The organism is Variovorax sp. V15 (assembly GCF_041154425.1).
In the GTDB taxonomy this organism is placed as follows: domain Bacteria; phylum Pseudomonadota; class Gammaproteobacteria; order Burkholderiales; family Burkholderiaceae_C; genus Variovorax; species Variovorax guangxiensis.
Genome location: NZ_AP028659.1, coordinates 5,161,882 through 5,187,760, shown reverse-complemented (window position 1 = coordinate 5,187,760; position 25,879 = coordinate 5,161,882). Strand labels below are relative to the sequence as shown.

The window sequence follows — 25,879 nt, the reverse complement described above, 5'->3', positions numbered from 1 at the left end:
GCGAAGAATGAACCCATAGGAACCCATGACCATCGTCCGCTCCATGCGCGTGCTCGACGTGCGCTTTCCCACTTCGCAGCATCTGGACGGCTCGGATGCGATGAACCCCGATCCGGACTACTCGGCGGCGTACGTCGTGCTCGAGACCGACCAGCCGGGGCTGGAGGGCCATGGGCTCACCTTCACCATCGGACGCGGCAACGAGATCTGCTGCGCGGCGATCGAGGCGATGCGGCATCTGGTCGTGGGGCTCGACCTTGCATGGGTGGCCGAGGACATGGGGCGCTTCTGGCGGCATGTGACTTCCGACAGCCAGCTGCGCTGGATCGGCCCCGACAAGGGCGCGATCCATCTCGCGACCGGCGCGATCGTGAATGCGATGTGGGATCTCTGGGCCAAGTCCGAAGGCAAGCCCGTGTGGCAGCTGGTGGCCGACATGTCGCCCGAGGAACTGGTGCGCTGCATCGACTTCCGCTACATCACCGACTGCATCTCGCCCGACGAGGCGCTCGCACTGCTGCGCGAAGCATCGAAGGGCAAGCAGGAACGCATCGCCACGCTGAAGGCCGAGGGCTACCCCTGCTACACGACCTCCGCCGGCTGGCTGGGCTACCCCGACGAGAAGCTGCGGCGGCTCGCGCAGGAGGCGATCGACGCGGGTTTCAGCCACATCAAGCTCAAGGTGGGGCGCGACCTGCAGGACGACATCCGTCGCCTGAAGGTGGCGCGCGAAGTGCTCGGGCCCGACAGGCATCTGATGATCGACGCCAACCAGGTGTGGGAAGTGGGGCAGGCCATCGACTGGGTGCGGCAGCTCGCCTTCGCGAAGCCGTGGTTCATCGAAGAGCCGACCAGCCCCGACGACGTGGAAGGCCACCGCAGGATCCGCGAGGGCATCGCGCCGGTGAAGGTGGCCACGGGCGAGATGTGCCAGAACCGCATCATGTTCAAGCAGTTCATCATGCGCGGCGGCATCGACGTGGTGCAGATCGACGCCTGCAGGCTGGGGGGCGTGAACGAGATCCTGGCGGTGATGCTGATGGCCGCGAAGTACAGGTTGCCCGTGTGTCCGCACGCGGGCGGCGTGGGGCTGTGCGAGTACGTGCAGCACCTGTCGATGATCGACTACCTCTGCATCTCGGGCACGCGCGAGGGCCGGGTGGCCGAGTACGTCGATCATCTGCACGAGCATTTCGTGGAGCCCTGCGAGGTTCGCAACGCGGCCTACATGCCGCCCAAGGGCGCGGGCTTCTCGATCACGATGAAGCCGCAGTCGCTGGAGCAGTACCGCTTCAAGGGATAGACAGCAAGGAAAGGCATCGACAGGCATGGACCTGCATCTGAAGGACAAGGTGGTGATCGTCACCGGCGGCGGCAGCGGCATCGGCGCGGCCATCTCGATGACGCTGGCGCAGGAAGGAGCGGTGCCGGTGATCTTCGGCAAGAACCCGCTCGATGCGCCTTTCGAGGAAGCGCTGCGCAAGCTGCAGCCTCGCACGCGCTTCTTCCAGCTCGAACTGATGGAAGAGGCCGCCTGCGTCAAGGCCATTGCCGACACGGCCGCCGAGTTCGGCCGCATCGACGGGCTGGTCAACAACGCGGGCGTGAACGACAGCGTGGGGCTCGAGGCGGGGCGCGATGCCTTCGTTTCATCGCTGGAGCGAAACCTCATTCACTGCTACGTGATGGCGCACCATTGCCTGCCGCACCTGAAGGCCAGCAAGGGCGCCATCGTCAACATCTCGTCGAAGACGGCCGTCACGGGACAGGGCAACACCAGCGGCTACACGGCGGCCAAGGGCGCGCAGCTGTCGCTCACGCGCGAATGGGCCGCTTCGTTGCTGGAAGACGGCGTGCGCGTGAACGCGGTGATCCCGGCCGAGGTGATGACGCCGCTCTACCAGCGCTGGATTTCCGCCTTCGACGAACCCGACCGCAAGCTGGCCGACATCACCGACAAAATCCCGCTGGGCCGCCGCATGACCACGCCCGAGGAGATCGCGGACAACGTCGTGTTCCTGCTCTCGGAGCGCGCCTCGCACACCACGGGGCAATGGGTGTTCGTGGATGGCGGATACACGCATCTGGACCGGGCACTGACCTGATCGTCTCGAAGCTTTTTCCTGGAGCTGTGCATGCGCCATTTCCTGGCCCTCGATTTGAAGGACGACCCGGCGCTGATCGCCGAATACGAGGCTTATCACCGCGATATCTGGCCCGAGGTGCGCGAACACCTGAAGGCGCATGGCGTGACTGCCATGGAAATCCATCGCCTCGGCACGCGCATGGTGATGCTGATGGAAACCGACGATGCGCGCCACGACCCCGAGGCGATGGCGCTTGCCACGCGCAGCGACCCGAAGATCAGGCAATGGGAAGAGCTGATGTGGAAGTTCCAGGCGCCCACGCCATGGACGCCGGAAGGCGAGAAATGGACTGCGATGACGCGGATATTCTGTTTGTAATCAAAAGATTCAAATTTGATCGGGGATCGGTATTTTTGCCATGTGTTTACATTTGCTGGGCAAAATGCCGCCATGCCAAATATTGCATCCATTCTTAAATCGGAGATTTCGCGCGTGGCCCGCAAGGAAGTTCGCGCGGAAATGGAAACCCTCAAGAAGGCATCTGTTCACCATCGCGCGGCCATTGCTGCATTGCGCCGCCAGATAAGCTCGCTGGAAAAGGAACTGCGCAATGTCGCCAAGGGCACGTCGCGCGGCGCACGCGCGAGCGAGCCCGACGAGTCCGGCGAAGACGGACCGAAGCGCAGGTTCAGCGCGGGCAGGCTGGCTTCCCACCGGGCGAAGCTGGGTATCTCCGCTGCTTCCTACGGAAAGCTGGTGGGCGTGTCGGGCCAGACGATCTACCACTGGGAACAGGGCAAGGCCCGGCCCCGGGCCGCGCAGCTCGAAAGCCTCGCCTCCGTGCGCGGACTGGGCAGGCAGCAGGTGGCGCAGCGGCTGGGCGAGGCCGAGTAGCCCGCCTCAGCCCTTCAGCCCTCTTTTCTTCCTGCGTCAGTGATCGTGATGCAGGTAGCTCGCCTGCCTCGGCAGCCTGAGGCTCACGAGGAAGGCGATGACCATCATCGCGCTCACGTACCAGAAGAAGGCCGACTCGTGTCCCAGTGACTTGAGCCCCAGCGCCACGTATTCGGCCGAGCCGCCGAAGATCGCGTTCGCGACCGCGTAGGCCAGCCCCACGCCCAGGGCGCGCACTTCGGGCGGGAACATCTCCGCCTTCACGATGCCGCTGATCGAGGTGTAGAAGCTCACGATGGCCAGCGCCGCGATGATGAGAACGAAGGCCAGCACGGGGCTGGTCGTGTGCTGCAGCGCGGTCAGGATGGGCACCGTCGTCAGCGCGCCGAGGCCGCCGAACAGCAGCATGTTGTTGCGCCGCCCGATGCGGTCGGACAGCGCGCCGAACACCGGCTGCATGCACATGTAGACGAAGAGCGCGCAGGTCATGACGTAGCTTGCCGTCTTGATCGGCAGGTGCACCGTGTTAACGAGGTACTTCTGCATGTACGTGGTGAAGGTGTAGAAGATCAGCGAGCCGCCGGCCGTATAGCCCAGCACCGTGAGGAACGCCGGCGTGTGGTGCCTGAAGAGGCCGCCGATGCTTCCGGCTTCCTTGTTCTTCCTGGCCTCGTCGGTCTGCGTCTCGTGCAGCGTGCGGCGCAGCAGCAGCGCCACCACCGCCGCGATGGCGCCGATCACGAAGGGAATGCGCCAGCCCCAGGCCTTGAGCTCGGCCTCGGTCAGCAACTGTTCGAGCACCACGATCACCAGCACCGCGAGCAGTTGCCCGCCGATCAGCGTGACGTACTGGAAAGAAGAGAAGAAGCCGCGCTGGCCGCGCAGCGCCACCTCGCTCATGTAGGTGGCGGTGGTGCCGTATTCGCCGCCCACCGAGAGCCCCTGGAACAGCCGGCATACCAGCAGCAGGAAAGGCGCCCACGCGCCGATCTGCGCATAGGTGGGCAGGCAGGCGATGACGAGCGAGCCGCCGCACATCATCGTCACCGAGATCAGCATCGAGGTCTTGCGCCCGAGCCGGTCGGCAAGGCGCCCGAAGAGCCAGCCGCCGATGGGCCGCATGAGGAAGCCGGCCGCGAACACGCCGGCGGTGTTCAGCAGCTGCGCGGTGGGATCGGACTTGGGAAAGAAGGCCGGCGCGAAGTACAGCGCCGAGAAGGCGTACACGTAGAAGTCGAACCACTCGACCAGGTTGCCGGAGGAGGCCGCCATGATCGCGAAGACGCGGTGGCGCTTTTCTTCTGCCGTGTAGTGCGGGGGAGATGAAGCAGAGGCCGCTGGGCCTCCCGAGGTAGGCGTGACTGCGCTCATGGTGCCTTCTTGTGCCGTGCAGGCAATGTTGTTGTTTCCAAAACATTCTGCGCCGGCACGAAGGGACCGCGTGTCGGCCGATGCCGCATCGGCCTACCTCCGCAGGGGCCTTCCGGTGAAGCCCTGCAGGCTCAGAAAGTGCCAGGCAGCAGGATGCTCGAATCGACCTCGTCGATGTTCGTGCGGCCGCAGAAGGCCATCGTGATGTCGAGCTCCTTCTGGATGATCTGCAGCGCGCGGGTCACGCCCTCCTGCCCGAAGGCTCCCAGGCCGTAGAGGAAGCTGCGGCCGATGAGCGTGCCGCGGGCGCCCAGCGCGCGGGCCTTGAGCACGTCCTGTCCGCTGCGGATGCCGCCGTCCATCCACACCTCGATCTCGTTGCCCACCGCGTCGACGATGGCGGGCAGCGCCGCGATGGAGGAGGGGGCGCCGTCGAGCTGGCGCCCGCCGTGGTTCGACACGATGAGCGCGTCGGCGCCGCTTGCGGCCGCGAGGCGCGCGTCCTCCACGTCCATGACGCCCTTGAGGATGAGCTTGCCGCCCCAGAGCTTCTTGATCCACTCCACGTCGGCCCAGCTCAGCGCGGGGTCGAACTGCTCGGCCGTCCATGACGACAGCGACGACAGGTCCTTCACCCCCTTGGCGTGGCCCGCGATGTTGCCGAAGGTGCGGCGCTTGGTGCCCAGCATGCCCATGCACCAGCGCGGCTTGGTGGCGAGGTTGATGAGGTTCTTGATGGTGGGCTTGGGCGGCGCGGTCAGGCCGTTCTTGATGTCCTTGTGGCGCTGGCCGAGGATCTGCAGGTCGAGCGTGAGCTGCAGCGCGGTCACGTTGGCGGCCTTGGCGCGCTCGATCAGGCGCTCGATGAAGTCGCGGTCCTTCATCACGTAGAGCTGGAACCAGAAGGGGTGGCGGCCGGTGTTCTCGGCAATGTCCTCGAGCGAGCAGATGCTCATGGTCGACAGCGTGAACGGAATGCCGAAGGCCTTGGCTGCGCGCGCGCCGAGGATCTCGCCGTCGGCGTGCTGCATGCCCGTGAGGCCGGTGGGCGCGATGGCCACGGGCATCGCGGTTTCCTGCCCGACCATGGTGGTGCGCAGCGAGCGGCCCTCCATGTTCACCGCCACGCGCTGGCGCAGCTTGATCTTCTGGAAGTCGCTCTCGTTGGCGCGGTAGGTGCCCTCCGTCCACGCGCCAGAGTCGGCGTAGTCGTAGAACATCTTCGGCACGCGCCGCTTGGCGATCACCCGCAGGTCTTCGATGTTGGTGATCTTGGAAAGGTCGGGCACGGGCGGTCTCCTGGCGGGTTCTCTTGGTGGATCGGCGGAAGCTAACCGGCCATTATCAGCAGGCGCTCCGGGGCCACATCTGAAAAATTCCGACCCTGCTGCTGAAAAAAATTCAGGCCGCCCGCTCGCGCAGCGCCTCGCGCAGCCACTCGACGAAGGTCGCGCACTCCCACCGCTCCATGGCGCCCGGCTTCCAGCACAGGAAGTAGGCGTTGGGCGAGGGCACGCTGCGCTGCGACAGCCGCACCAGCCGGCCGTTGTCGAGCCAGGCGCTGCCCAGGCGCAGGTGCATCAGCACCACGCCGAAGTCCTCGGCGGCGGCGTCGAGCGCCAGCCCGAGGTCGTTGAACTGGTGGCCCGTGGCTGGCTCGGGCAGGCCGATGCTGCAGGCCTTGAACCAGGTTCGCCACGACTCCAGCGGCGTGCGCAGCAGCTGTGCGCGAGACACCTCGGCGTCGGTCTCGAAGCCTTCGAAGGGGCCGTGGCGTTCGAGGTAGGCGGGGCTGCACACCGGCGAGACGTCGTCGGCCAGCAGCTGGACGAACTCGCGGTCATGGAAGGGGCCGGTGCCGAAGCGCAGCTCGATGTCGGCTTCTTCCACCGTGGTGTTGCGCACCGGCATGGTCACCTGCAGCATCAGCTCGATGTTCGGGTACGCATCGCGAAAACGCGCCAGCCGGGGCAGCAGCATCTGGCGCGAGAAGGTCGGCGTGACCGCCACGCGCAGCCGCCGCACCTGCGACTCGGGCTCGCGCCCCGGCACCTGCCGGAGCGCCGCGATGGCCTCGCGAACGCGCGCCAGGTAGGCCATGCCGTCGGTGGTGAGGCTGAAGTCGCTGCCCGTGAAGAACTTGAGCCCGAGCAGCAGCTCGAGCTGGCGGATGCGGTGGCTCACCGCGCTGGGTGTCACGGCGAGCTCCTCGGCCGCGAGGTTCACGCTGCGCAGCCGTGCCACGGCCTCGAAGGCCTGCAGGCCCTGTGTCGAGGGGAGACGCGGAGAAACCATCTTTTGTCGGAAGGGGTAGCGGGGTAGGATGGTAGCGAACGCTCCCGGCCCCTGCGGACGGGGCACCGGCTCAGAAGAATTTCCAACAACAAGGAGACGAGCGCATGGTCTGGCAACAGGTTTACAACCCCTTCGGCAACATGATCGTATCGACGGCGCTGGCCGCGATACCGGTGGTGGTGATGCTGGTGTGCCTGGGGTTGCTTCACGTCAAGGCGCACTACGCGGCGGGGCTGGGCCTGCTGAGCGCCGTGCTCATCGCGGTGTTCGCCTTCGGCATGCCTGCCGACATGGCGGGCAAGGCCGCCTTCCTCGGTGGCATCACCGGCCTGCTGCCCATCGGCTGGATCGTGTTGAACATCATCTTCCTGCAGCAGCTCACGCAGCAGAACGGCAGCTTCCAGATACTGCAGGACTCCATCGCGGGCATCACGGAAGACAGGCGCCTGCAGCTGCTGCTCATCGCATTCGCCTTCGGTGCGTTCTTCGAAGGCGCGGCGGGCTTCGGCACGCCGGTGGCGGTCACCGCGGCCATCCTCATCGGGCTGGGTTTCTCGCCGCTCGCGGCATCGGGGCTCTCGCTCATCGCCAACACCGCGCCGGTGGCCTTCGGCGCACTGGGCACGCCGGTCATCACGCTGGCCAAGGTGCATGGCTACGACCTGATGGCGGTCACCGCGATGATCGGGCGGCAGCTGCCGTTCTTCTCGCTGCTCGTGCCGTTCTGGCTCATCTGGGCCTTCGCGGGGCGCAAGGGAATGATGGAGGTGTGGCCGGCCATCCTGGTCACGGGCGTGTCCTTCGCGATTCCGCAGTTCCTGGTGTCGAACTACATCGGCCCGGAGCTGGTGGACATCATCGCGGCCATCGTCTCGATGGTGTGCCTGGTCGCGTTCCTGCGCGTGTGGAAGCCGAAGAAGGTCTGGACCTCGGTGTCGCTCAAGGGACACGAGGCTGACGGCGGCGAGGCGTCCGCGGCCGTCGCGCCGACGAAGCATTCGAGCGCCGCCGTCATCCGCGCCTGGACGCCGTGGCTCATCCTCACCGTGTTCGTTTTCATCTGGGGCCTGCCCTCGGTGAAGATCTGGCTCAACGGCATCTTCGCGCCGAGCTTTCCCATCGACGGGCTGCACAACATGGTCGAGAAGGTGGCGCCGGTGGTGCCCAAGCCGACGAAGGAGGGCGCGGTCTACCAGCTGCTGCTGCTCTCGGCCACGGGCACCGGCATCCTGGTGTCGGCCATCGTGGGCGGGCTGGTGATGAAGTACAACCCGATCCAGCTCGTGGCCGCCTATGGCCGCACGCTGTGGCTGGTGAAGTTCTCGCTGCTCACCATCGTGCTGATGCTCGCGCTGGGCACGCTCACGCGCTACTCGGGGCTGGACACCACGCTGGGCTTGGCCTTCGCCAACACCGGCGTGCTGTATCCCTTCTTCGGCACGCTGATGGGCTGGCTGGGCGTGGCGCTCACCGGTTCCGACACCGCATCGAACGTGCTCTTCGGCGGCATGCAGAAGGTGGCGGCCGACCAGCTCGGCCTGAGCCCCAACCTGATGGGCGCGGCCAACAGCTCGGGCGGCGTGATGGGCAAGATGATCGACGCGCAGTCGATCGTGGTGGCTTCCACCGCCACGCGCTGGTTCAACCATGAAGGCGAGATCCTGCGCTACGTGTTCTTCCACTCCATCGCGCTGGCCTGCCTCGTGGGCTTCTACGTGACGCTGCAGGCCTACGTGTGGCCGTTCACGCTGATGGTCGTGAAGTAGCGGCTGTCGAGGCGGGCAGCGTGGCCGCCAGCGCCTGAAGCAGCCGGCGCAGGTCGTCGACCGCTTCGCGCGCGAGCGCGGCACCGCCCATCTGCGCCTTGACGATGGCGCCGTCGACGCCCAGCGCGGCGGCCTGCGCAACCGCCATGCGGCGCGGGCTTTCCAGTGATTCGGGCATCAGTCCGGCGATCACCTCGACCATCTCGCGCTTGTGCTCGCGCGAGATGTCGCTCGCGCCGCTCACGCTGCCGCCCACCTCGACCACCGAGTTGATGAAGGCGCAGCCGCGGAAGGTCGGGTCGGCGAACCACTCGGCCATCGCGTCGGCCAGCACCTCCAGCGCCTGGCCGCCGCCGATGCGCTGTTGCGCGCCGAGCCGGCCGAGCGCATCGACGAACCATGCCATCCACAGGCCGTGGCGGTGATCGAGGAAGGCCCGCACCAGGTCGTCCTTCGACGGGTAGTGCCGGTAGAAGGTGACCTTGGTGACGCCCGACGCGGCGATGACGCGGTCGATGCCGGTGGCGCGGATGCCGTCGGCGTAGAAGAGGTCGTGCGCGGTGCGCAGGATGCGCTCGCGCGCCGGCAGTTCGGAGATGGAAGAGATGTCCATGGCGCGATTGTAGGCATGTAGACAGGTCTGTCTACATGTGGCACATTCCGGCGCATTCCCCTTCAACCTCCATCGAAAGAACCACCATGGAATCACGCCCGCCGCTGCCGCCCTTCACCCTCGAATCCGCCACGCAGAAGGTACAGGCCGCCGAAGACGCCTGGAACTCGCGCGACCCCGTTCGCGTGAGCCTGGCCTACACGCCCGACACCGAATGGCGCAACCGCGCCGATTTCGTCAACGGCCGCGAGCAGGTGGTGGAGTTCCTGTCGCGCAAGTGGGTGCGCGAGCTCGACTACCGCCTGAAGAAGCAACTCTGGGCCTTCATGGACAACCGCATCGCGGTGCGCTTCGAGTACGAATGGCACGACGACTCGGGCCAGTGGTATCGCAGCCATGGCAACGAGAACTGGGAGTTCGCGGAGAACGGCCTCATGCAGAGGCGCTTCGCGAGCATCAACGACCAGCCCATCAAGGAATCGGACCGCAAGTTCCACTGGGCGCGCTGACCTCGTGTCGTTCCCTCTCCCCTCGGGGAGAGGGTCAGGGTGAGGGCCGGAGCGCCAATGCCGCCGCGCTCCATCCATCGCCGACGCACCCTCACCCCAACCCTCTCCCCGAGGGGGAGAGGGGGCAAGACCCCGGCATGGCTGTTGCCTGCCTGAGCTCACTCAACAGGAGACCCCATGAACCGCAACGACGTCACCGAGAAAATCATCGCCACCAAGGTCAGCAAGGGCATCCAGTGGGCCGACGTGGCCAGGAAGGTGGGCCTCTCGAAGGAGTGGACCACCGCCGCCTGCCTGGGCCAGATGACGCTCGACGACAGGCAGGCGAAGATCGTCGGCAAGATCTTCGGCCTCACCGCCGAGGAGCAGAAGTGGCTGAAGGTGGTGCCCTACAAGGGCTCGCTGCCCACGCCGGTGCCCACCGATCCGCTCATCTACCGCTGGTACGAAGTGGTGAGCGTGTACGGCACCACCATCAAGGAGCTCATCCATGAAGAATTCGGCGACGGCATCATGAGCGCCATCGACTTCAGCATGGACATCCAGCGCGAGGCCGACCCGAAGGGCGACCGCGTCAACGTGGTGCTGTCGGGCAAGTTCCTGCCCTACAAGACCTACTGAGCCTACTGAGCGTATTCGGCCGGGCGCGGCCGCTGCTGCTGATGTTGCCTGGCGGGCGGGCGCACTGCGCCGGCGGTGATGCCGTAGCCCTCGATGGCCCCCGCGATCGAGCGCGCCACCGCATCCACCGGCACCGCGATGCGCCGGTTGGTGCGCATGCGTTCGCGCGCGTAGCTGGCCGCGATGCGCTCGGCCAGCGGATCGATGGGGCCGTGCACGTCGGGGCTCACTACCGTCACGTGCAGCCGGCCGGCATGCTCCTGCCGCAGGCCCTCGGAGATCGCGTTCACCGCGTACTGCGTGCCGTGGTACACCGCCGAGCCCGGCGACAGCCCGTGCATCGCCACCGGCGCCACGTTCACGATGTGGCCCCAGCCCTGCTCCTGCATCGTCGGCAGCACCGCCGCGATGCCCAGCAGCACGCCGCGCAGGTTCACGTCGATCATGAGTTCCCACTCCTCGATCTTGCGGTTCCACAGCGGCGACATCGGCATCACGCCCGCGGCGTTGACGAGCACGTCGATCTGCTCGTGCGTCTCGAGCGCGAATTCGGCGAACGCTTCCATGTCGGGCCGGTGCGTCACGTCGAGCCTCTGGAAGCTCGCCGTGCCGCCCGTGGCCGTGATCTCGGCCGCGAGCGAGGCGAGCCTGTCGGTGCGGCGCGCACCGAGCACCACCTTGGCGCCGCGCCGCGCAAGCAGCCTGGCGGTCGCTTCGCCGATGCCGCTGCTCGCGCCGGTGATGAGTACGACTTTTTCCTGGATCGTGGTCATGGTGAACTCCTCGTGCTGGTCTGTCTGCCGTGGGGCGCACACTGGAATGAGCGTGGGCCGGGCATGCAGAGAAGTGTGCGTTTTCGCGAGCCCGAAGCGGTAGACGAATCGAACGCGGTTTTTGCCTGATCCTGCAAAACGCGGTGCCGACCGCGGCCGCCGCTTCGCCCGCTCGGCGCCGCGTAGTGCTTTCGCGGTAGAGAAGGCTCAAGCGGAGCGTTTGGCGCTTCGTGCGAGTTTCTTGCCTGATTCCCCGAAGCAGCAGCGGCAGGGGCGGCGGGCCGATGCATCCATCGGTAATTCGCTTTGCACCATGTCGCAAGGATTGAGCAAGAGCCCGAAATCGCCGATGCTGCGCCGATGGACAACCAGCCTCCCCGGAACACGGCCCGCCCGCGCATCTACCTCGCGGGGCCGGACGTCTTTCGCCCCGACGCCAGGGAGCATTTCGTGAGGCTGTCGGCCGCGTGCGAAGCAGCGGGCCTCGCGGCCCTGCTGCCGGCCGATGGCAACGAAGAGCTGATCTCCGAGGCGCCCGAGAAGCAGATCTACGAAGCCAACATGCAGCGCCTTCGCGGCGCGGACGGCGTCGTCGCCAATCTTGCGAGCTTCAGGGGCATGGAGCCCGACTCGGGCACCGTGTTCGAGGTCGGCGCGGCGATCGCGCTGGGCATCCCGGTCGTGGCCTACGGCGTTCCCGAAGGCAGCTATGCAGACCGCGTGCGCGCCGCGCTGCCGTGCGAAGTCGACGCGAACGGCGTGCTGCGCGAAGCCGGCACCAGCATCGCGGTCGAGGACTTCGGGCAGCAGCTGAACCTGATGCTGGCGTGTTCGATTCACATCGAGGCTACGCCGGAGGCGGCGTTGAAAAAGATGTCGCACTTGCTGGCTGTCCACCGCGCGACAAAAGCAGGAAACCCCTGATCGAATCGCCGCGCGCCGGCCCCTAGGATCGGCTCCATCGATCACTGTATGGAGCACTGCATGCCGACCACCGAGACCCACTTCGAGCTCACCGCCAACGACGGCGTCACGGTGGAGGTCCATCGGTGGCTGGGCACGGCGACGGCGCCGCGCGCCATCGTGCAGCTCGCGCATGGCATGGGCGAGCATTCGCTGCGCTACCGGCATCTGGCGGAGTCGCTGGTGCGCGCGGGGTACGTGGTGTATGCGAACGAGCATCGCGGGCATGGCAAGGGTGCGCAGGCGCGCGGTGAGCTGGGCGAGTTCGGGCCGCGCGCGTTCGCCGGGCTGGTGGACGACATGGCGCTGCTGAGCCGCCATGTGCGCGGGGTGCATCCCGGGCTGCCGCTGATCCTGTTGGGCCACAGCATGGGTTCGTTCGCGCTGCAGTACTACCTCGTCGAGCACGGTTCGCTGCTCGCGGGCGCGGCGCTGTCGGGCACCTCGGCGCTCGACCTGCTGGGAACCGCGCTGCAGTCGGGCTTCAAGCTGGAAGACATGAACGCCGCGCTGCCCGACGTGCGCACGCCCTTCGACTGGCTCAGCCGCGATCCGGCGCAGGTCGATGCGTACATCGCCGATCCGCTGTGCGGCTTCACGGTCTCGCCGGAGGGGCTGGGTTCGATGTTCGCGAAGCTGGGCGACCTGACGCCCGAGGCGATGCGCAAGACTATCCGGCCCGAGCTGCCCTTGTACCTGTTCATCGGCGGCGAAGACCCGGTGAGCAACAAGGCCGAGTGGTTCTATCCGCTGGTGGAGCGCTACCGCGAGGCGGGGCTGCGCGACGTGTCGTGCCACGTGTTCGGCGGAGCTCGCCACGAGGCGCTGAACGAGACCAACCGCGACGAGGTCGAGGCGGTGCTGCTCGCGTGGATCGCGCGGGTGGTGGCGAAGGGCTGACGAGCCGGAAGACTCCGGCCGTAACAATGGATGGGGCTGGGCCGGGCGGCAGGCGCCGCCAGCTTGCCGCTACTGCTTTCTGCAATCGCCCATGGTCACGGTGCCGTCCTTGCACTCGGTGATCATGGGTTCGTCCGCGCCCTGGGCCGCAGCCGTAGCAGGAGGCGTCGGGGCAGATGCAGGGATGGATGCAGGAGCAGGAGCCGGTGCGGCCCCCGCGTCCTTCAGATAGACGACCTTCTTCGTGCCGAGCTCGCAGCTGCCTACCACCTGGCCGTTCGCCGATGCGTTCGCATCGATGACGGTGACGGTGAAGCGCGCCACGCCGCTCGCGGCGATCTTCTGTTCGATGCGGGTGCGCAGCGCCTCGCAGTCCTCGGCCGCAAGGGCTGTGCCCGCCGCGCCGGCCAGGGCCAGCACGGCAGGAAGCATCGCGAGCCTGAAGGGCTTCATGGCGACTGCCATCCGCACGATGTCGATCGGCCTTCTTAGGCCGAAGCCAGCGCCGCGTTGAGCGTGGCGCTCGGGCGCATGATGGCCGAGAACTTGACCGGGTCGGCCAGGTAGTAGCCGCCGATGTCCACCGGCTTGCCCTGCACGGCGGCGAGTTCGTCGACGATCTTCTTCTCGTTGGCCGCGAGCGTCTCGGCCAGCTTGCTGAAGGCGGCCTGCAGTTCGAGGTCTTCGGTCTGCGCGGCCAGTTCCTGCGCCCAGTACATCGCCAGGTAAAACTGGCTGCCGCGGTTGTCGAGCTGGCCGGTCTTGGGCGATGGGTTCTTGTTGTTGTCGAGCAGCTTGCCGGTGGCGGTGTCCAGCGTCTTGGCGAGGATGGTCGCCTTCTTGTTGTTCGTCTTCAGGCCCAGATCTTCCAGGCTCACGGCCAGCGCGAGGAATTCGCCCAGCGAGTCCCAGCGCAGGTGGTTCTCTTCCACCAGCTGCTGCACGTGCTTGGGGGCCGAGCCGCCCGCGCCGGTCTCGTACATGCCGCCGCCGGCCATCAGCGGAACGATAGACAGCATCTTGGCCGAGGTGCCCAGCTCCATGATGGGGAACAGGTCGGTCAGGTAGTCGCGCAGGATGTTGCCGGTGGCGCTGATGGTGTCCAGGCCGCGGACCACGCGCTCTAGCGTGTAGCGCATGGCGCGCACCTGGCTCATGATCTGGATGTCCAGGCCCGTGGTGTTGTGCTCGTGCAGGTACATCTTGACCTTGGTGATCAGCTGCGCCTCGTGCGGACGATAGGCGTCGAGCCAGAACACCACCGGCATGCCGGAGTTGCGCGCGCGGTTGACGGCCAGCTTCACCCAGTCGCGGATCGCGGCGTCCTTGACCTGGCACATGCGCCAGATGTCGCCCTGCTCCACTTCCTGGCTCATCAGCACTTCGCCGGTGTCCAGGTCGGTGATGTTGGCGACGCCGTCCTCGGCGATCTCGAAGGTCTTGTCGTGCGAGCCGTATTCCTCGGCCTTCTGCGCCATGAGGCCCACGTTGGGCACGGTGCCCATGGTCTTGGGGTCGAAGGCGCCGTGCCACTTGCAGAAGTTGATCATCTCCTGGTAGATGCGGGCGAAGGTCGATTCGGGCATCACGGCCTTCACGTCCTTCAGGCGGCCGTCGGCGCCCCACATCTTGCCGCCGTTGCGGATCATCGCGGGCATGGAGGCGTCCACGATCACGTCGTTGGGCGAGTGGAAGTTGGTGATGCCCTTGGCCGAGTCGACCATCGCGAGTTCAGGGCGGTGCTCGTGGCAGGCGTGCAGGTCGCGCTTGATCTCGTCCTGCGTGCTCTGCGGCAGCGTGGCGATCTTGTTGTAGAGGTCGACCATGCCGTTGTTGACGTTGATGCCCAGCTCGTCGAACAGCTTGCCGTGCTTCTCGAAGGCTTCCTTGTAGAAGATCTTCACGCAGTGGCCGAACACGATGGGGTGCGAGACCTTCATCATGGTGGCCTTCACGTGCAGCGAGAACATCACGCCGGTCTTGTGCGCGTCCTCGATCTCCTTTTCATAGAAGGCCAGCAGCGCCTTCTTGCTCATGAACATGGAGTCGATGATCTCGCGGTCGAGCAGGGCGACCTTGGGGTTGAGCACGATGGTCTTGCCGCTCTTGGTGATGAGCTCCATCTTGACGTTGCGCGCGCGGTCGAGCGTCATGGACTTCTCGCCGTGGTAGAAGTCGCCGCCGTGCATGTGCGAGACGTGCGAGCGCGAGGCCTGGCTCCAGTCGGCCATGCTGTGCGGGTTCTTGCGCGCGTATTCCTTCACGGCCTTGGGGGCGCGGCGGTCGGAGTTGCCTTCGCGCAGCACGGGGTTCACGGCGCTGCCGGTGCACTTGTTGTAGCGCGCGCGGATGTCCTTGTCCTCATCCGTGGTCGGGTTCTCGGGGTAGTCGGGAATCTTGTAGCCCTTGCCCTGCAGTTCCTTGATGGCCGCCTTGAGCTGGGCCACCGAGGCGCTGATGTTGGGCAGCTTGATGATGTTGGCTTCGGGCTTGAGCGTGAGCTTGCCCAGTTCGGCGAGGTTGTCGGGCACCTTCTGCTCGTCGCTCAGGTAGTCGGGAAACTCGCCCAGGATGCGGGCCGCCACGGAGATGTCGCTGGTCTCGACGTTGATGCCGGCCGGGTTCGTGAAGGCGCGGATGATCGGCAGGAACGCGTAGGTCGCCAGCAGGGGCGCCTCGTCGGTGAGGGTGTAGACGATGGTGGGTTGCTTCGAGCTCATGCGCTTCTTCCGTAGATCCTGGTTGTCGGGGTGGCTGGAACTTCCGGCTTTCCGGGGGTAGCCCGTTTTTTGCCGGAGCCCCCGATTGTCGCCCGCCGGGACCGTGTTTCGCCATGCGGGTTGCGAAGCCCCCGGCGCGAAGCGCGTCTTAACGGGGCTGCGGCTGGCCGGAAACGGACTTTTCGAGCATTTCCCGGGCCAGGTCGACGAAGGCGCGCAGCTTGGGCGCCTGGGCCGCGCGGCGCGGAAAGTACAGGAACAGCCCCGGCTCTCCGAAGGCCGAGCGCGGCAGCAGCTGGCGCAGGCGGCCTTCGCGCAGTTCGGCGCGCACCAGCGGCTCGAAGATGTAGGCGATGCCCACGTCGGCCAGCGCCAGGTCGCAGGCGTAGAGCGCGTCGGTGACCCGCACGGTGCCCGGCACTTCGACCGAGACGTGGGCGCCGGCCTGGTCGCGCAGGTCCCAGGCGTACACGCCGCCCGAGGTCACGAAGCGGAAGCCGATGCAGTTGTGCCGCTGCAGCTCCTCGATGCCGCGCGGCTCGCCCGCAGTGGCCAGGTAGCGCGGGGTGGCCACCAGGATGGCCTCGAAGGGCGGGGTGAGCCGCACCGCCACCATGTCCTGCGCGACGGTGTGGCCCAGCCGCACGCCGGCGTCGTGGCCGCTTGCGACGATGTCGGCCAGGCCGTCGTCGCAGGTGATCTCCATCACCAGGCCCGGGTGGCGGCGCGCCATTTCGGCCACCAGCGGCGTCATGGCCAGCGGCAGCGCCACATGGGGTGCGTTGATGCGCAGCACGCCGCTCACCCGCCCGAGCGACTCACCGAAGCGGTCCACCGCGTCGGCGATCTCGCCCATGGCCGGGGCCAGCATGCCGATGAAGCCGGCGCCGGCCTCGGTCAGCCGCACGCTGCGGGTGGTGCGCGCGAAGATCGGCTGGCCCAGGTGGTCCTCGACGGCGCGCACCGCGTGGCTCACGGCCGAGGCGCTCATGCCCAGCTCGGCGGCCGCGGCGGCGAACCCGCCGCGCCGGTGCACGGCCAGCACGATGGCGAGATGCGGGAGCAGGGTGCGGTCCATTCATGCACTGTATCGCACAGTGCATTCGATTTGAACCGGCTAGTCGTTGAGTGCGATTGCTGGAACAGTCACGCCATGCCTTCACGGCAACCCTCAACCCTTCAAGGAGCCAGCATCATGTCCAACATCGCCATCACCTCTTCGCAGACCCGCCAGACCTGGTTCATCACCGGCGCCGCTTCCGGCTTCGGCCACGCCTTCGCCGAGCACGCGCTGGCCCTGGGCCACAACGTGGTCGCCACCGCCCGCGACGCGAACCGCCTCGCCGACCTCGTGGCGCAGGCACCCGACCGCGTGCTGGCCACGCCGCTGGACGTGGACGCCGCCGGCGCCGCCGAAGCTGCCGTCGAGGCCGCGGTGGCCCGCTTCGGCCGCATCGACGTGCTCGTGAACAACGCCGGCTACGGCGCGGTCGGCGCCCTGGAGGAAACCTCCGACGCCGAGCTGCGCGCGCTGATGAACACCAACTTCTTCGGCGCCATGGCCGTCACCCGCGCCGCGCTGCCGGTGCTGCGCGCGCAGAAGTCGGGCGCCATCGTGAATATCTCCAGCCTCGGCGGGCAGCTGTCGTTCGCGGGTTTCAGCGCGTATTCGGCCTCGAAGTTCGCGCTGGAGGGCGCCTCGGAAGCGCTGGCGCAGGAGGTCGCGCCCTTCGGCATCAAGGTGCTGATCGTCGAGCCGGGCCAGTTCCGCACCCAGCTCGCGGGCAGCGGCATGCGCCACATGCCGGTGATCGAGGCCTACCAGCCGGTGGTGGGCGCCACCCGCGAGTTCGCGCACAGCATGCACAACACGCAGGCCGGCGATCCGCGCAAGGCGGCGGTGGCGATCGCGAAGGCGCTGGAGGCCGAGCACACGCCCCTGCGCCTGCAGCTGGGCGGCGACTCTGTCGACGCGGTGCGCGCCCATGCGCAGGCGCTGCTCAAGGACATGGAGGCCTGGGAAGCCCTGAGCCGCAGCACCGACTTCGACGCTGCAGCCTGAAGGCAGGCCTCAGCGCAGCGGCAGTTCGATGGTGGCCGCCAGCGGCACGGTGTCGATGCGCGCCGCGCTGGCCACGACGACCGCCTGCTTCGACTGCGCAGCAATCTCCGAGAGCGTGGCCCACAGGCAGCGTGTAGAGGGCATGTCCAGGCCGGCGGTCGGCTCGTCGAGCAGTACGAGCGGCCGGCCCGACGCGAGCCCGGCGGCCATCCAGACCTTGCGCTTCGAGCCGGTGGACAGCATGAACATCTTCTTGTCCAGGTGCGGCGCCAGCGAGAAGCCGTCGGCGATGGCCTGCCACTTCGCCTGGTCGAAGCCCGCATCGCCTTCGGCGAGCGAGGCCGTGCATTCGCGCGCGCTGAGCTGGTCGAAACGGTCGGTTTCGGGAGCGACGAAGAACACCTGGCGGCGATAGGCCTCGGGCGCGGCATCGAGGCTCGTCCCGGCCACGGTCAGCCGTCCGGCGGAGGCGGGCAGCGCACCGGCAATCACGTTGAGCAGCGCCGACTTGCCCGTGCCGGTATCGCCGTAGAGCAGCGTGACGCCCGGGCCGATGGATGCATTCCAGCCGGACACCAGCGCGGGTTGGTCGGGGTAGGCGAAGCGCAGCGTGTCGATCCGGAGCAGGGCGGGAGAAGAAGGATTCATGGTCGCGTGCGACTTTATCAACCAGCCGCGCCGCCGGTGGCTACCATCCGGCTCCATGACAAAGCTGCCGCTCCTGCTCGCCCTGCTGCCGTTCGCCACCGCGGTGCTCGCCGGTCCCGATCTTTCCGCGCCATCGGCGCAGGTGTTCGATGCGGTGAAGAAGCCCGATTCGCTCGACGCGCAATGGCGCACGCGCCTGTGCGCTCTGCTGCCGCAGCCCTGCGACGCGCAGCAACTGGGCCTCTATCGTCCGCGCGGCGCCGCGGCGGGCGACTATGTGGTGCTCTCCGCCGAGCCGCTGGCCATGGCGCGGGTCAGGCGGGATGCCGCAGACGCCAAGGGCTGGCAGCTCGCTCGCCTTCATGATTTCTCCGGCTACGCCCAGGCCCTGAAGAAAGACAGCGATGCCAGCCGGTCCGAGGCGCGACTCTCGCTCGCGCCGGCGCTCTACCCGGTGGCCGAGGGCAAGTGGGCCGTGGCCGTGCTGCAGACGGTGTCGGAAGGCTATTCGGGCGGCGGCGCCTCGTTCGACACCGCCGACTTCGTGCCGCTCGAAGGCGGCAAGGCGGTGCAGGAGGGCATTCCGTTCTCGTGCTCCAAGATGATCCGCGCCTGCTTCAGCGAGAAGGAATACAAGACCTCGAAGCACTGCCACGACGAGAGCTTCGGCAGCCTGCGCATCGCCTACGGCGAGACATTCAAGCCCGGCTCGCCCTACGACTGGCAATACACCTGGGTGCAGACCGAATGGCCGCAGAACGAGCCGCGCAGCGCGGCGACCACCACGCGCGTGTTGTTCACCGCCAGGACCACCGAGCGCGCGGGCTTCTGCGGCGGGCCGCAGTAGACAGCGGGCTCGCGCCTCAGTGGCGCGGCACGGTCGTCGTGCCCACGTGCATCGTGCGTCCTGCCCCCAGCCCAGCGATCACGAGCGCCACGCCCAGCCCGATGAAGAGCCACGACGAGGCGCGGAAGCTTCCCGTCCAGCCGTGCAGCAGCCCGGCCACCAGCGGCCCGAAGGCCGCCACCATGTAGCCCACGCCCTGCGCCATGCCCGAGAGGTGCGCGGCGACGTGCGAGTCGGGCGAGCGCAACACGATCATCGTGAGCGCCAGCGCGAAGGTGCCGCCCTGCGCGATGCCCAGCAGCACCGCCCAGGCCCACACGCCGAAGAAGCCGTCCAGCGGCGCGAAGAGCATCGCCAGCATCGCGCCCACCGTGAGCAGCGCCAGCACGACCGCCAGGCCGCGCTGGTTGCGCAGCTTCACCGCCAGCGCCGGCACCACGAGGCAGGTCACCACCTGCGTCATGACCGAAAGAGACACCACGTAGCCGGCCGTCTCGCTGCCCAGGCCGCGCTCGCGCAGGATCGGCGCGAGCCAGCCCATCACGATGTAGGCGAGGGCGGACTGCAGGCCCATGAAGAAGGTGACCTGCCAGGCCAGCCTGTCGCTCCAGAGCCCGCGCACGGTGAAGCCCGATTCGCTCGCCACCGGCTTCAGCGGCAGCGCCTGCGGCGCCCAGATCAGCGTGACCAGCGCGGCCGGCAGCGCCCACATCGCCAGCGCCATGGTCCAGCCGCCGCCCAGCGCGTGCTCGATCGGCACCGTGAGCCCGGCGGCGCTGGCCGCGCCGCCGCACACGGCCATGGTGTAGAGGCCCATCATCAGCGCCGCCTGCGAGGCGAAGTCGCGCTTCACCAGGCCCGACAGCAGCACGTTCGACACCGCGATGCCGCTGCCCGCGATGGCCGAGGCCAAAAAGAGCAGCGGGATGTTGCCGGTGCCGCGCAGCACCGTGCCGACCAGGATCAGCACCATGCAGCCGAGCAGCGTGCGCTCGGTGCCGAAGCGCCGGCCCAGGCCCGGCGCGAGTGGCGCGAACACGCCGAGGCAGACGATCGGCAGCGTGGTCAGCAGGCTTGCGGCGGTGGGCGAGAGGCCGGTGGCCTTGATGATTTCCGGCAGCACCACCGAAAGGCTGGCGAAGACCGGGCGCAGGTTGAAGGCGATCAGCACCACGCTGGCGCCGAGCAGGATGCGGCGCGCGAGGGTGGGGGCGGGCGTGGGGCGCGGCGCGGGCAGGCTGTCGGCCTCGGCGTCGATCAGCAGTTCGTCGCCGCAGCGGTGGGCGGAAGCGGAAGAAGAAGAGGAGGAAGAGGAGGAGGAAGAAGAGGCGCCGGCATTGCCGCGTGCGAGGGTGGCCGAGTTCATCACGACCCCAGCGCCAGTGCGTTGATCATCGGCGCCATGAAGGTGCGCACCGCCGCGGCGGCCACATCGGGGTCGCGGCTGGCGATGCCTTCGATGATGGCGCGGTGCGCGGCATCGTCGGGCTCGGGCAGGGCGCTGCCCATCGAGCTCGCGATGGTCTCCTTGATGTAGCCGGTGATGAAGCGGCAGGTTTCCGCCAGGGCGAGGTTGCCGGAGATGTCGACGATGGCGAGGTGGAAGGCCAGGTCGCGCTCGATGAAGGCCGCGCCGTTGTCGGCGGGATCGAAGCCGCCGCGCTTGTCGAGCAGCACATGCAGGCGGCGCAGGTCGCGCGCCGTGTGGCGCACGGCGGCGAGCCGGGCGGCTTCCACTTCGAGCGCGCGGCGCACCTCGAACTGGTCGCGCAGGCTCGCGAGCCGCATCTTCTGCAGGCTGGACGAAGGATCGAAGCCCGAGCGAACATAGGTGCCCGAGCCCTGGCGCACTTCGAGCAGCCCGCGCGACACCAGCGTCTTGACCGCCTCGCGCACCGTGCCCCGGCTCACGCCCAGCAGCTGGGCGAGCTGCGGTTCGATCGGGATGCGGGAGCCAACGGACCAGCGGCCGGCGGAGATCTCGGCGCGGATGCTGTCCGCGGCGGTGTCTGCAAGTGAAGTACGGGGAGCTTGGGCAAGCATCGGGAGTGAGCCTGGTCGTTCAATGATTGGATGAATTTTGCCTCCAAAAAGAAACCGGACTCCCCGCGCGGCGATTGATCCGGGTAGCACCCCGTAGAAAACCGCAACCCCTGTCCGCAGATCGCGCAAGCCGATTTCGCGGATTTGTCCTCATTAAGTGAATTTTTCCCGGCCTTGGGCAGCTGTTGCCGAAAGTGTTGTTCGTCTGGAGCGTCCTGTCAGAGAATGAAACTAAAGGTAGCTTGTGAATCGGCAAGTTGTTCTGCTCCACGGTCCGGCCCTCCCTTCCCGACCTTCCTGCGGAGCGTTCAGGGGAGCGCAAGAGAAATACGGACCGCGGCGGCGATATGAAGGACTTTTCTTTGTCGGATGTGCGGCTGTTCGCCAAGGCCGCGCAGCTCGGGGGACTGACTCCGGCCGCCGAAGTGCTCAAGGTGCCCAAGGCCTCCGCGTCGCGCCAGCTCCAGAGACTGGAAGCCACCGTCGGCCACCTGCTGCTGCATCGCGGCGCCACCCGCTTCGCGCTGACCGAGGAAGGCCGCGAGTTCCTGGTGGCGGCCCAACATGCGCTCACGATCCTCGACGACGTCATGCTCAACCTGTCCTCCGACGGCAGCGCCGTCACCGGGCGGTTGCGCATCGCCGTGCCGCACTACTATGGCCGCGAGCTGCTGATGAACCACCTGCCCGCCTTCATGACCGCCTACCCGCGGCTGGAGGTCACGGTCGAGACCGGCAAGGACCGCGCCGACCTGCGGCGAGACGCGGCCGACGTGGCCATCGGCTACGGCCGTGAGGGTGGCGACGAACTGGTCGTGCGCCACCTGAAGCAGGAGCCGCTGATGCTGTGCGCCGCGCCGGCGTATCTCGCGCGCCACGCTCCGGTGCAGGACCTGCCCGATCTGTCCGCGCACCGCTTCCTGACCACCGACGCCGAAGGGCGCAAGCGCGAGATCAGCCTCGCGGCCATCGAAAAGACGCACCGCGTGCGCGTGGAAAGCGTGTTCCAGTCGGACGACCCTGAAATGGTTTTGCGGCTCGCGCTGTCGGCGCGCGGCATCGCGCTGGTGCCGCAGTCGCTCGCGCGCCCGCAGATCGACGGCGCCACGCTGGTGCCGGTGCTGCCCTCGCTGGCCCTGAAGCCGCACGACATCCACCTGAGCTACCTGCCCGCGCGCCGCAACACGCCGAAGATCCGGACCTTCGTCGACTACTTCCTCGACGTGTTCAGGGCCCCTTGAATCAGCGCCGCGCGCCGCTGCCGTTGTTCTTCGCGACCACGCCCGCGCCGCGCACCTCGAGCCGGCGCTGGTCGACCACCTTGCCGCCGGCGTCCACCAGCTCGATCAGGTGGCGCCCCGGCCATGGAAACCATTGCACGGTGTTGCCGCGCGCCAGCGGCTTGCCGTCGATGCGCCACTGCACGCCACGGCCCTCGGAATCGAAGCGCACGCGCTGGCGCTGCGGCGGGATGTCGGGGTCCAGCGCGATGATGGTGCCGTCGGCCGGCGCGGTGATGCGCGCCGGGGCGGAAGCATCCGTCGTCATGCCGGTGTCCAGCGCGAAGAGCGGCTGCTCCGTGCCCTGCAGGAACCACTCGCTGCGCGAAGCCTCCAGCGGATTGCCGTCGGCGCCGGGGCCGAAGCTCACCTGCATCTGGACCAGGCCCGGCGGCGGCGAAGGCGCGCGGCTCGGCTCGCGCGCGTGCAGGAAGCGCATCACCTCGGCCCACACCGGCGCGGCGCCGCTGGTGCCGCTCACGTCCCACATCGACTCGCCGCTGGCGTTGCCCACCCACACGCCCACCGTGTAGCGCTGCGACCAGCCCACGGCCCAGTTGTCGCGCATGTCCTTGCTGGTGCCGGTCTTCACGGCGGTCCAGAAGCGGGTGGAAAGAATGCTGTCGAGGCCGAAGGTGCGCGTGCGCGCGTTCGGGTCGGAGAGGATGTCGCCCACGATGAAGGCCGCTCGCGCGTCGATCGGCGTCGGCGGCGAGGCCGGCGCGGTTTTCGATTTCTCCGCGGGCCGCGGCGCCAGCGTCGTCGTTCCGTAGCGTCCGCCGTTGGCCAGCATGCGGTAGGCGTTGGTGAGCGACAGCAGCGACACCTCGGCGCTGCCGAGCGCGAGGCTGTAGCCGTAGTAGTCGCCGCTCTCGCGCAGCGGCAGCCCGGCGGCGCGCAGCTCGCGCGCGAAGGCCTCGGGCGACACCATCACCAGCGTGCGCACGGCCGGCACGTTCAGCGATGCCGCCAGCGCGGTGCGCGCCGACACCGGGCCCTTGAAGCGGCGGTCGTAGTTCTGCGGAATGTAGAGGCCGCTGGCGGTGCTGATCTGCGCCGACGAGTCCTCGATCAGCGATGCCGCCGTGATGCGCTTCTCGGCGATCGCCTGGGCGTAGAGCAGCGGCTTGAGCGTGGAGCCGGGCTGGCGCAGCGCCGTGACGCCGTCGACCTCCGCCGCCTGGCTCAGAGGGCCGGAGGAGCCGACCCAGGCGAGCACCTCGCCGGTCGCGTTGTCGAGCACGACGAGGGCGCCGTCTTCGACGTGCCGCTCGCGCAGTTCGCGCAGGTGGCGCTGCAGCGTGTCGAGCGCGAAGCGCTGCAGCGGCGCGCGCAGAGTGGTGCGCACGCCGGTTTCCCTGTCCTTGCCTTTCGACGCCGCAACGGCTGCGGTTGCAACGGGCGCAGCCGCCGAGTTCGCGTCGCGGATCTCGCGCAGCACGCGCCGCGCGGCGTGCGGCGCGATCCCTTCGTTCGGCTCGAAGGCCCGGCGCTGCACGGCCGCGCTGGTGAACATGTCCAGCGCCTCGCAGTCGGTCTTCTGCTGCGGTTCCATGGTGCGCAGCACCTCGCAGGCGCGCTGCGCCACCATGGCGGGCTTGGCGTTGGGCGCGCGCACCAGTGCCGCCGCCACGCTGGCCTCGCGCGCGTCGAGCCCGCTGGGCGCCTTGCCGAAGAGCGTGCGCGACAGCGCGTCGATGCCCACGATCTCGCCGCGGAACGGCACGGTGTTGAGGTACGCCTCCAGGATCTGGTCCTTGCGCCAGTTGCGCTCCAGCTGCGCGGCCGCCACCGTCTGCCCGATCTTCTGCGTGAAGCTGCGGCCGCCCGGGCTGCGGCGGAGGTCCTCGTCGAGCAGGCCCGACAGCTGCATCGTGATGGTCGATGCGCCGCGCGTGCGCGTGTTCCAGAGATTGCCCCAGGCGGCGGCCGAGACGGCGCGCCAGTCGATGCCGCTGTGCTCGTAGAAGCGCTTGTCCTCGCTCAGCACCATGGCCGTGCGCAGCGCTGGGGACACGTCGGCCAGCGCGGTCCACTGGCCGCGGCGCACCGTGGGGTCGGTGCGCACGCGCTGCAGCAGTTCGCCGTTGCGGTCGAGCACGGCGGTGTCGGACGAGCGGAAGTCGCGCTTCACGTCCTCGAAGCTCACCACGGCCCGGGCCGGGAGCGTCCATGCCGCGGCGATCAGCAGGGCTGCGAGGGTCTTGCGGGAGAAGGCGGAGGGCGCGGGCTGCATCGGAGGAAAGGAGGCGGTATCCAGAAGCGAAAGCATGGGCGCCGCCATTCTCTCTCGCCGGTCCGCCACGGGAATCGCGCCTACTGCGCGACGGGCTGCGCGCTGCCTTGCGGCTTGCGCACCCCGGGGCAAAGTAAATGCCGGGTGCCACATCCCGTAACGAACTTCACGCGAGGGCTTCAATGCGGAAACCCGGCGCGTACCGACGTGGCCTTCAATGCACTACCGGCTCGCAGGAGGCGAACCCCGGTTTCACAAACACTCCAAGGAGAACTCGCATGACGAAGACATTGGCGATCCTTCTGGCCGCATCGGCCATCCTCGCGGGCTGCGTGGTCGCACCCTACGACCGCCCGCCGCCGCCGCGCCCGCACTACGGCGACCGTGACCGCGACGGCGTGCCCAACCGCTACGACCGTGACCGCGACGGTGACGGCGTTCCGAACCGCTACGACCGCAATCCCAACAACCCGTACCGCAACTGATCCACAGCGCTGCGACAAATGAAGAAAAGGCCGCGAAGCTCCGTGCTTCGCGGCCTTTTCTTTTGAGTTGCTTTTGCGTTCAGAAGGGCTGCCCGCTCAGCCCGGCCGGCGCGCCATCAGCGCCCAGATGCCCGCCGCGCCCAGCAGCGAGCCGCCCGCGAGGTTGAAGCGCCGCTGCGCACGCGGCGACGACAGCAGCCTGCGTGCCGATCCCGCGAACACCGCGTAGAGCGTGGCATTGGTCGCGGCCAGCACCACGAAGGTGATGGCCAGCACCCACAGCTGGCGCGTCACGTCGGCGGCCGGGTTGATGAACTGGGGCAGGAAGGCCACGAAGAACACGATGCCCTTGGGGTTCAGCGCGGTCACCAGGTAGGTGTTGGCGAACAGGCGCAGGCGCGAGGCGGGCGCGGCCGGCGTGGCGATCTCGGCGGAGGTGATGCCCGCGCGCAGCAGCCTGATGCCCAGATACAGCAGGTACAGCCCGCCCACCCACTTCACCACCGTGAACCAGAAGGCCGAGGTGGCCAGCAGCGCGCCCAGCCCGAGCAGCGACACCACCAGCGCGGTGGAATCGCCCAGCGCCACGGCCGCCACCAGCGGCAGGTTGGCGCGCCGCCCGTGCGACATCGAATAGCTGATCACCGTGAGGATGGTGGGCCCGGGAATGACCAGCATGAGGGCGGAGGCCGCGACGAAGGCGAGCCAGAGTTCGATGGACATGTGCCTGTCTCCAGTAGTGGCGGGTTGTTGTTGCGGGAAGCGA

The 25,879-nt window shown here is 67.9% G+C and carries 26 protein-coding genes; 13 read left to right on the top strand and 13 right to left on the bottom strand.

Annotated features, from left to right (window positions below):
- Window positions 1-25 precede the first annotated feature (25 nt).
- The 4 genes from ACAM57_RS24775 (at window position 26) to ACAM57_RS24760 (ending at window position 2,981) form a co-directional block, all read left to right on the top strand.
- Window positions 26-1,303 (top strand): L-fuconate dehydratase, encoded by a 1,278-nt coding sequence (locus ACAM57_RS24775; protein ID WP_369659315.1) that lies wholly within the window; start codon window positions 26-28, stop codon window positions 1,301-1,303.
- A gap of 25 nt (window positions 1,304-1,328) precedes the next feature.
- Complete coding sequence (locus ACAM57_RS24770) at window positions 1,329-2,105, top strand: SDR family oxidoreductase (RefSeq protein WP_369659314.1); 777 nt, start codon at window positions 1,329-1,331, stop codon at window positions 2,103-2,105.
- 30 nt (window positions 2,106-2,135) lie between these two features.
- Complete coding sequence (locus tag ACAM57_RS24765; RefSeq protein WP_369659313.1) at window positions 2,136-2,465, top strand: L-rhamnose mutarotase; 330 nt, start codon at window positions 2,136-2,138, stop codon at window positions 2,463-2,465.
- Between the two features lie 72 nt (window positions 2,466-2,537).
- Window positions 2,538-2,981, top strand: a complete 444-nt coding sequence (locus ACAM57_RS24760) for a DNA-binding transcriptional regulator (RefSeq protein ID WP_126022565.1) — start codon at window positions 2,538-2,540, stop codon at window positions 2,979-2,981.
- Window positions 2,982-3,017: 36 nt separating this feature from the next.
- Here the strand turns inward: ACAM57_RS24760 and ACAM57_RS24755 are convergent, their stop codons facing one another.
- The 3 genes from ACAM57_RS24755 to ACAM57_RS24745 all read right to left on the bottom strand — a co-directional run bounded on the left by ACAM57_RS24755 (window position 3,018) and on the right by ACAM57_RS24745 (window position 6,647).
- Window positions 3,018-4,352 (bottom strand): MFS family transporter, encoded by a 1,335-nt coding sequence (locus ACAM57_RS24755; protein ID WP_369659312.1) that lies wholly within the window; start codon window positions 4,350-4,352, stop codon window positions 3,018-3,020.
- Window positions 4,353-4,483: 131 nt separating this feature from the next.
- The gene (locus tag ACAM57_RS24750) at window positions 4,484-5,641 is read right to left on the bottom strand and encodes an L-lactate dehydrogenase (protein WP_369659311.1); all 1,158 of its coding nucleotides are present in this window, start codon (window positions 5,639-5,641) and stop codon (window positions 4,484-4,486) included.
- Between the two features lie 112 nt (window positions 5,642-5,753).
- Window positions 5,754-6,647: a LysR substrate-binding domain-containing protein gene (locus tag ACAM57_RS24745; RefSeq protein ID WP_369659310.1), complete on the bottom strand. Its 894-nt coding sequence runs from the start codon at window positions 6,645-6,647 to the stop codon at window positions 5,754-5,756.
- A gap of 104 nt (window positions 6,648-6,751) precedes the next feature.
- Here ACAM57_RS24745 and ACAM57_RS24740 point away from each other — a divergent pair, with 104 nt between their 5' ends.
- Window positions 6,752-8,413 (top strand): L-lactate permease, encoded by a 1,662-nt coding sequence (locus ACAM57_RS24740; RefSeq protein WP_369659309.1) that lies wholly within the window; start codon window positions 6,752-6,754, stop codon window positions 8,411-8,413.
- On the opposite strand, the gene ACAM57_RS24735 is transcribed toward ACAM57_RS24740, so the two are convergent.
- Window positions 8,391-9,026: a TetR/AcrR family transcriptional regulator gene (locus ACAM57_RS24735; protein ID WP_369659308.1), complete on the bottom strand. Its 636-nt coding sequence runs from the start codon at window positions 9,024-9,026 to the stop codon at window positions 8,391-8,393. The genes ACAM57_RS24740 and ACAM57_RS24735 overlap by 23 nt on opposite strands.
- Before the next feature lie 86 nt (window positions 9,027-9,112).
- On the opposite strand from ACAM57_RS24735, the gene ACAM57_RS24730 reads away from it, so the two are divergent.
- Together ACAM57_RS24730 and cynS are read left to right on the top strand one after the other, a co-directional pair.
- Complete coding sequence (locus ACAM57_RS24730) at window positions 9,113-9,535, top strand: nuclear transport factor 2 family protein (protein WP_184635402.1); 423 nt, start codon at window positions 9,113-9,115, stop codon at window positions 9,533-9,535.
- Window positions 9,536-9,712: 177 nt separating this feature from the next.
- Window positions 9,713-10,156 (top strand): cyanase, encoded by a 444-nt coding sequence (gene cynS, locus ACAM57_RS24725; RefSeq protein ID WP_369659307.1) that lies wholly within the window; start codon window positions 9,713-9,715, stop codon window positions 10,154-10,156.
- Window positions 10,157-10,158: 2 nt separating this feature from the next.
- Here the strand turns inward: cynS and ACAM57_RS24720 are convergent, their stop codons facing one another.
- Window positions 10,159-10,929: an SDR family oxidoreductase gene (locus ACAM57_RS24720; RefSeq protein ID WP_369659306.1), complete on the bottom strand. Its 771-nt coding sequence runs from the start codon at window positions 10,927-10,929 to the stop codon at window positions 10,159-10,161.
- A gap of 360 nt (window positions 10,930-11,289) precedes the next feature.
- Between ACAM57_RS24720 and ACAM57_RS24715 the strand changes: the two genes are divergently transcribed.
- Window positions 11,290-11,853, top strand: coding sequence for a nucleoside 2-deoxyribosyltransferase (locus tag ACAM57_RS24715; RefSeq protein WP_369659305.1), 564 nt, complete (start codon window positions 11,290-11,292; stop codon window positions 11,851-11,853).
- 60 nt (window positions 11,854-11,913) lie between these two features.
- Window positions 11,914-12,792, top strand: coding sequence for an alpha/beta fold hydrolase (locus ACAM57_RS24710; RefSeq protein ID WP_369659304.1), 879 nt, complete (start codon window positions 11,914-11,916; stop codon window positions 12,790-12,792).
- Window positions 12,793-12,861: 69 nt separating this feature from the next.
- On the opposite strand, the gene ACAM57_RS24705 is transcribed toward ACAM57_RS24710, so the two are convergent.
- The 3 genes from ACAM57_RS24705 to ACAM57_RS24695 form a co-directional block, all read right to left on the bottom strand.
- Entirely contained in the window at window positions 12,862-13,257 is a 396-nt protein-coding gene (locus tag ACAM57_RS24705) for a DUF1161 domain-containing protein (RefSeq protein ID WP_369659303.1), read from the bottom strand.
- Window positions 13,258-13,280: 23 nt separating this feature from the next.
- Window positions 13,281-15,512 (bottom strand): NADP-dependent isocitrate dehydrogenase, encoded by a 2,232-nt coding sequence (locus ACAM57_RS24700; protein ID WP_369659302.1) that lies wholly within the window; start codon window positions 15,510-15,512, stop codon window positions 13,281-13,283.
- A 148-nt stretch (window positions 15,513-15,660) separates the two neighbouring features.
- Window positions 15,661-16,590, bottom strand: a complete 930-nt coding sequence (locus ACAM57_RS24695) for a LysR family transcriptional regulator (RefSeq protein WP_369659301.1) — start codon at window positions 16,588-16,590, stop codon at window positions 15,661-15,663.
- Window positions 16,591-16,707: 117 nt separating this feature from the next.
- Here ACAM57_RS24695 and ACAM57_RS24690 point away from each other — a divergent pair, with 117 nt between their 5' ends.
- Complete coding sequence (locus tag ACAM57_RS24690; RefSeq protein ID WP_369659300.1) at window positions 16,708-17,574, top strand: oxidoreductase; 867 nt, start codon at window positions 16,708-16,710, stop codon at window positions 17,572-17,574.
- Between the two features lie 9 nt (window positions 17,575-17,583).
- On the opposite strand, the gene ACAM57_RS24685 is transcribed toward ACAM57_RS24690, so the two are convergent.
- On the bottom strand, window positions 17,584-18,222 hold the full coding sequence (locus tag ACAM57_RS24685) for an ATP-binding cassette domain-containing protein (RefSeq protein WP_369659299.1): 639 nt from the start codon (window positions 18,220-18,222) through the stop codon (window positions 17,584-17,586).
- Between the two features lie 55 nt (window positions 18,223-18,277).
- Between ACAM57_RS24685 and ACAM57_RS24680 the strand changes: the two genes are divergently transcribed.
- Window positions 18,278-19,069 (top strand): hypothetical protein, encoded by a 792-nt coding sequence (locus ACAM57_RS24680; RefSeq protein ID WP_369659298.1) that lies wholly within the window; start codon window positions 18,278-18,280, stop codon window positions 19,067-19,069.
- A 16-nt stretch (window positions 19,070-19,085) separates the two neighbouring features.
- Here ACAM57_RS24680 and ACAM57_RS24675 read toward each other — a convergent pair whose 3' ends face one another.
- Together ACAM57_RS24675 and ACAM57_RS24670 are read right to left on the bottom strand one after the other, a co-directional pair.
- Window positions 19,086-20,435: a CynX/NimT family MFS transporter gene (locus tag ACAM57_RS24675; protein WP_369659297.1), complete on the bottom strand. Its 1,350-nt coding sequence runs from the start codon at window positions 20,433-20,435 to the stop codon at window positions 19,086-19,088.
- Window positions 20,435-21,112 carry a FadR/GntR family transcriptional regulator gene (locus ACAM57_RS24670; protein ID WP_126022587.1) on the bottom strand — a complete coding sequence of 226 codons (678 nt, stop codon included), beginning with the start codon at window positions 21,110-21,112 and terminating at the stop codon, window positions 20,435-20,437. The genes ACAM57_RS24675 and ACAM57_RS24670 overlap by 1 nt, the downstream gene beginning before the upstream one ends.
- Before the next feature lie 347 nt (window positions 21,113-21,459).
- On the opposite strand from ACAM57_RS24670, the gene ACAM57_RS24665 reads away from it, so the two are divergent.
- Complete coding sequence (locus tag ACAM57_RS24665) at window positions 21,460-22,353, top strand: LysR family transcriptional regulator (protein WP_369659296.1); 894 nt, start codon at window positions 21,460-21,462, stop codon at window positions 22,351-22,353.
- 1 nt (window position 22,354) lies between these two features.
- Here the strand turns inward: ACAM57_RS24665 and pbpC are convergent, their stop codons facing one another.
- On the bottom strand, window positions 22,355-24,628 hold the full coding sequence (gene pbpC / locus ACAM57_RS24660; protein ID WP_369659295.1) for a penicillin-binding protein 1C: 2,274 nt from the start codon (window positions 24,626-24,628) through the stop codon (window positions 22,355-22,357).
- A 278-nt stretch (window positions 24,629-24,906) separates the two neighbouring features.
- On the opposite strand from pbpC, the gene ACAM57_RS24655 reads away from it, so the two are divergent.
- Window positions 24,907-25,113 (top strand): hypothetical protein, encoded by a 207-nt coding sequence (locus ACAM57_RS24655; RefSeq protein ID WP_019654179.1) that lies wholly within the window; start codon window positions 24,907-24,909, stop codon window positions 25,111-25,113.
- 96 nt (window positions 25,114-25,209) lie between these two features.
- Here ACAM57_RS24655 and ACAM57_RS24650 read toward each other — a convergent pair whose 3' ends face one another.
- Window positions 25,210-25,836 carry a LysE family translocator gene (locus tag ACAM57_RS24650; protein ID WP_126022591.1) on the bottom strand — a complete coding sequence of 209 codons (627 nt, stop codon included), beginning with the start codon at window positions 25,834-25,836 and terminating at the stop codon, window positions 25,210-25,212.
- Window positions 25,837-25,879: the final 43 nt, after the last annotated feature.

What these genes read in the sequence shown, in the direction of transcription:
- ACAM57_RS24735 (WP_369659308.1), bottom strand. Translation starts at nt 9,026, where the DNA reads ATGGACATCTCTTCCATCTCCGAACTGCCGGCGCGCGAGCGCATCCTG.
- ACAM57_RS24720 (WP_369659306.1), bottom strand. Translation starts at nt 10,929, where the DNA reads ATGACCACGATCCAGGAAAAAGTCGTACTCATCACCGGCGCGAGCAGC.
- ACAM57_RS24760 (WP_126022565.1), top strand. Translation starts at nt 2,538, where the DNA reads ATGCCAAATATTGCATCCATTCTTAAATCGGAGATTTCGCGCGTGGCC.
- ACAM57_RS24745 (WP_369659310.1), bottom strand. Translation starts at nt 6,647, where the DNA reads ATGGTTTCTCCGCGTCTCCCCTCGACACAGGGCCTGCAGGCCTTCGAG.
- ACAM57_RS24705 (WP_369659303.1), bottom strand. Translation starts at nt 13,257, where the DNA reads ATGGCAGTCGCCATGAAGCCCTTCAGGCTCGCGATGCTTCCTGCCGTG.
- ACAM57_RS24775 (WP_369659315.1), top strand. Translation starts at nt 26, where the DNA reads ATGACCATCGTCCGCTCCATGCGCGTGCTCGACGTGCGCTTTCCCACT.
- ACAM57_RS24650 (WP_126022591.1), bottom strand. Translation starts at nt 25,836, where the DNA reads ATGTCCATCGAACTCTGGCTCGCCTTCGTCGCGGCCTCCGCCCTCATG.
- ACAM57_RS24675 (WP_369659297.1), bottom strand. Translation starts at nt 20,435, where the DNA reads ATGAACTCGGCCACCCTCGCACGCGGCAATGCCGGCGCCTCTTCTTCC.
- ACAM57_RS24680 (WP_369659298.1), top strand. Translation starts at nt 18,278, where the DNA reads ATGACAAAGCTGCCGCTCCTGCTCGCCCTGCTGCCGTTCGCCACCGCG.
- pbpC (WP_369659295.1), bottom strand. Translation starts at nt 24,628, where the DNA reads ATGCAGCCCGCGCCCTCCGCCTTCTCCCGCAAGACCCTCGCAGCCCTG.
- ACAM57_RS24685 (WP_369659299.1), bottom strand. Translation starts at nt 18,222, where the DNA reads ATGAATCCTTCTTCTCCCGCCCTGCTCCGGATCGACACGCTGCGCTTC.
- ACAM57_RS24755 (WP_369659312.1), bottom strand. Translation starts at nt 4,352, where the DNA reads ATGAGCGCAGTCACGCCTACCTCGGGAGGCCCAGCGGCCTCTGCTTCA.
- ACAM57_RS24695 (WP_369659301.1), bottom strand. Translation starts at nt 16,590, where the DNA reads ATGGACCGCACCCTGCTCCCGCATCTCGCCATCGTGCTGGCCGTGCAC.
- ACAM57_RS24710 (WP_369659304.1), top strand. Translation starts at nt 11,914, where the DNA reads ATGCCGACCACCGAGACCCACTTCGAGCTCACCGCCAACGACGGCGTC.
- ACAM57_RS24655 (WP_019654179.1), top strand. Translation starts at nt 24,907, where the DNA reads ATGACGAAGACATTGGCGATCCTTCTGGCCGCATCGGCCATCCTCGCG.
- ACAM57_RS24770 (WP_369659314.1), top strand. Translation starts at nt 1,329, where the DNA reads ATGGACCTGCATCTGAAGGACAAGGTGGTGATCGTCACCGGCGGCGGC.
- ACAM57_RS24700 (WP_369659302.1), bottom strand. Translation starts at nt 15,512, where the DNA reads ATGAGCTCGAAGCAACCCACCATCGTCTACACCCTCACCGACGAGGCG.
- ACAM57_RS24690 (WP_369659300.1), top strand. Translation starts at nt 16,708, where the DNA reads ATGTCCAACATCGCCATCACCTCTTCGCAGACCCGCCAGACCTGGTTC.
- ACAM57_RS24730 (WP_184635402.1), top strand. Translation starts at nt 9,113, where the DNA reads ATGGAATCACGCCCGCCGCTGCCGCCCTTCACCCTCGAATCCGCCACG.
- ACAM57_RS24765 (WP_369659313.1), top strand. Translation starts at nt 2,136, where the DNA reads ATGCGCCATTTCCTGGCCCTCGATTTGAAGGACGACCCGGCGCTGATC.
- ACAM57_RS24715 (WP_369659305.1), top strand. Translation starts at nt 11,290, where the DNA reads ATGGACAACCAGCCTCCCCGGAACACGGCCCGCCCGCGCATCTACCTC.
- ACAM57_RS24740 (WP_369659309.1), top strand. Translation starts at nt 6,752, where the DNA reads ATGGTCTGGCAACAGGTTTACAACCCCTTCGGCAACATGATCGTATCG.
- cynS (WP_369659307.1), top strand. Translation starts at nt 9,713, where the DNA reads ATGAACCGCAACGACGTCACCGAGAAAATCATCGCCACCAAGGTCAGC.
- ACAM57_RS24670 (WP_126022587.1), bottom strand. Translation starts at nt 21,112, where the DNA reads ATGCTTGCCCAAGCTCCCCGTACTTCACTTGCAGACACCGCCGCGGAC.
- ACAM57_RS24665 (WP_369659296.1), top strand. Translation starts at nt 21,460, where the DNA reads ATGAAGGACTTTTCTTTGTCGGATGTGCGGCTGTTCGCCAAGGCCGCG.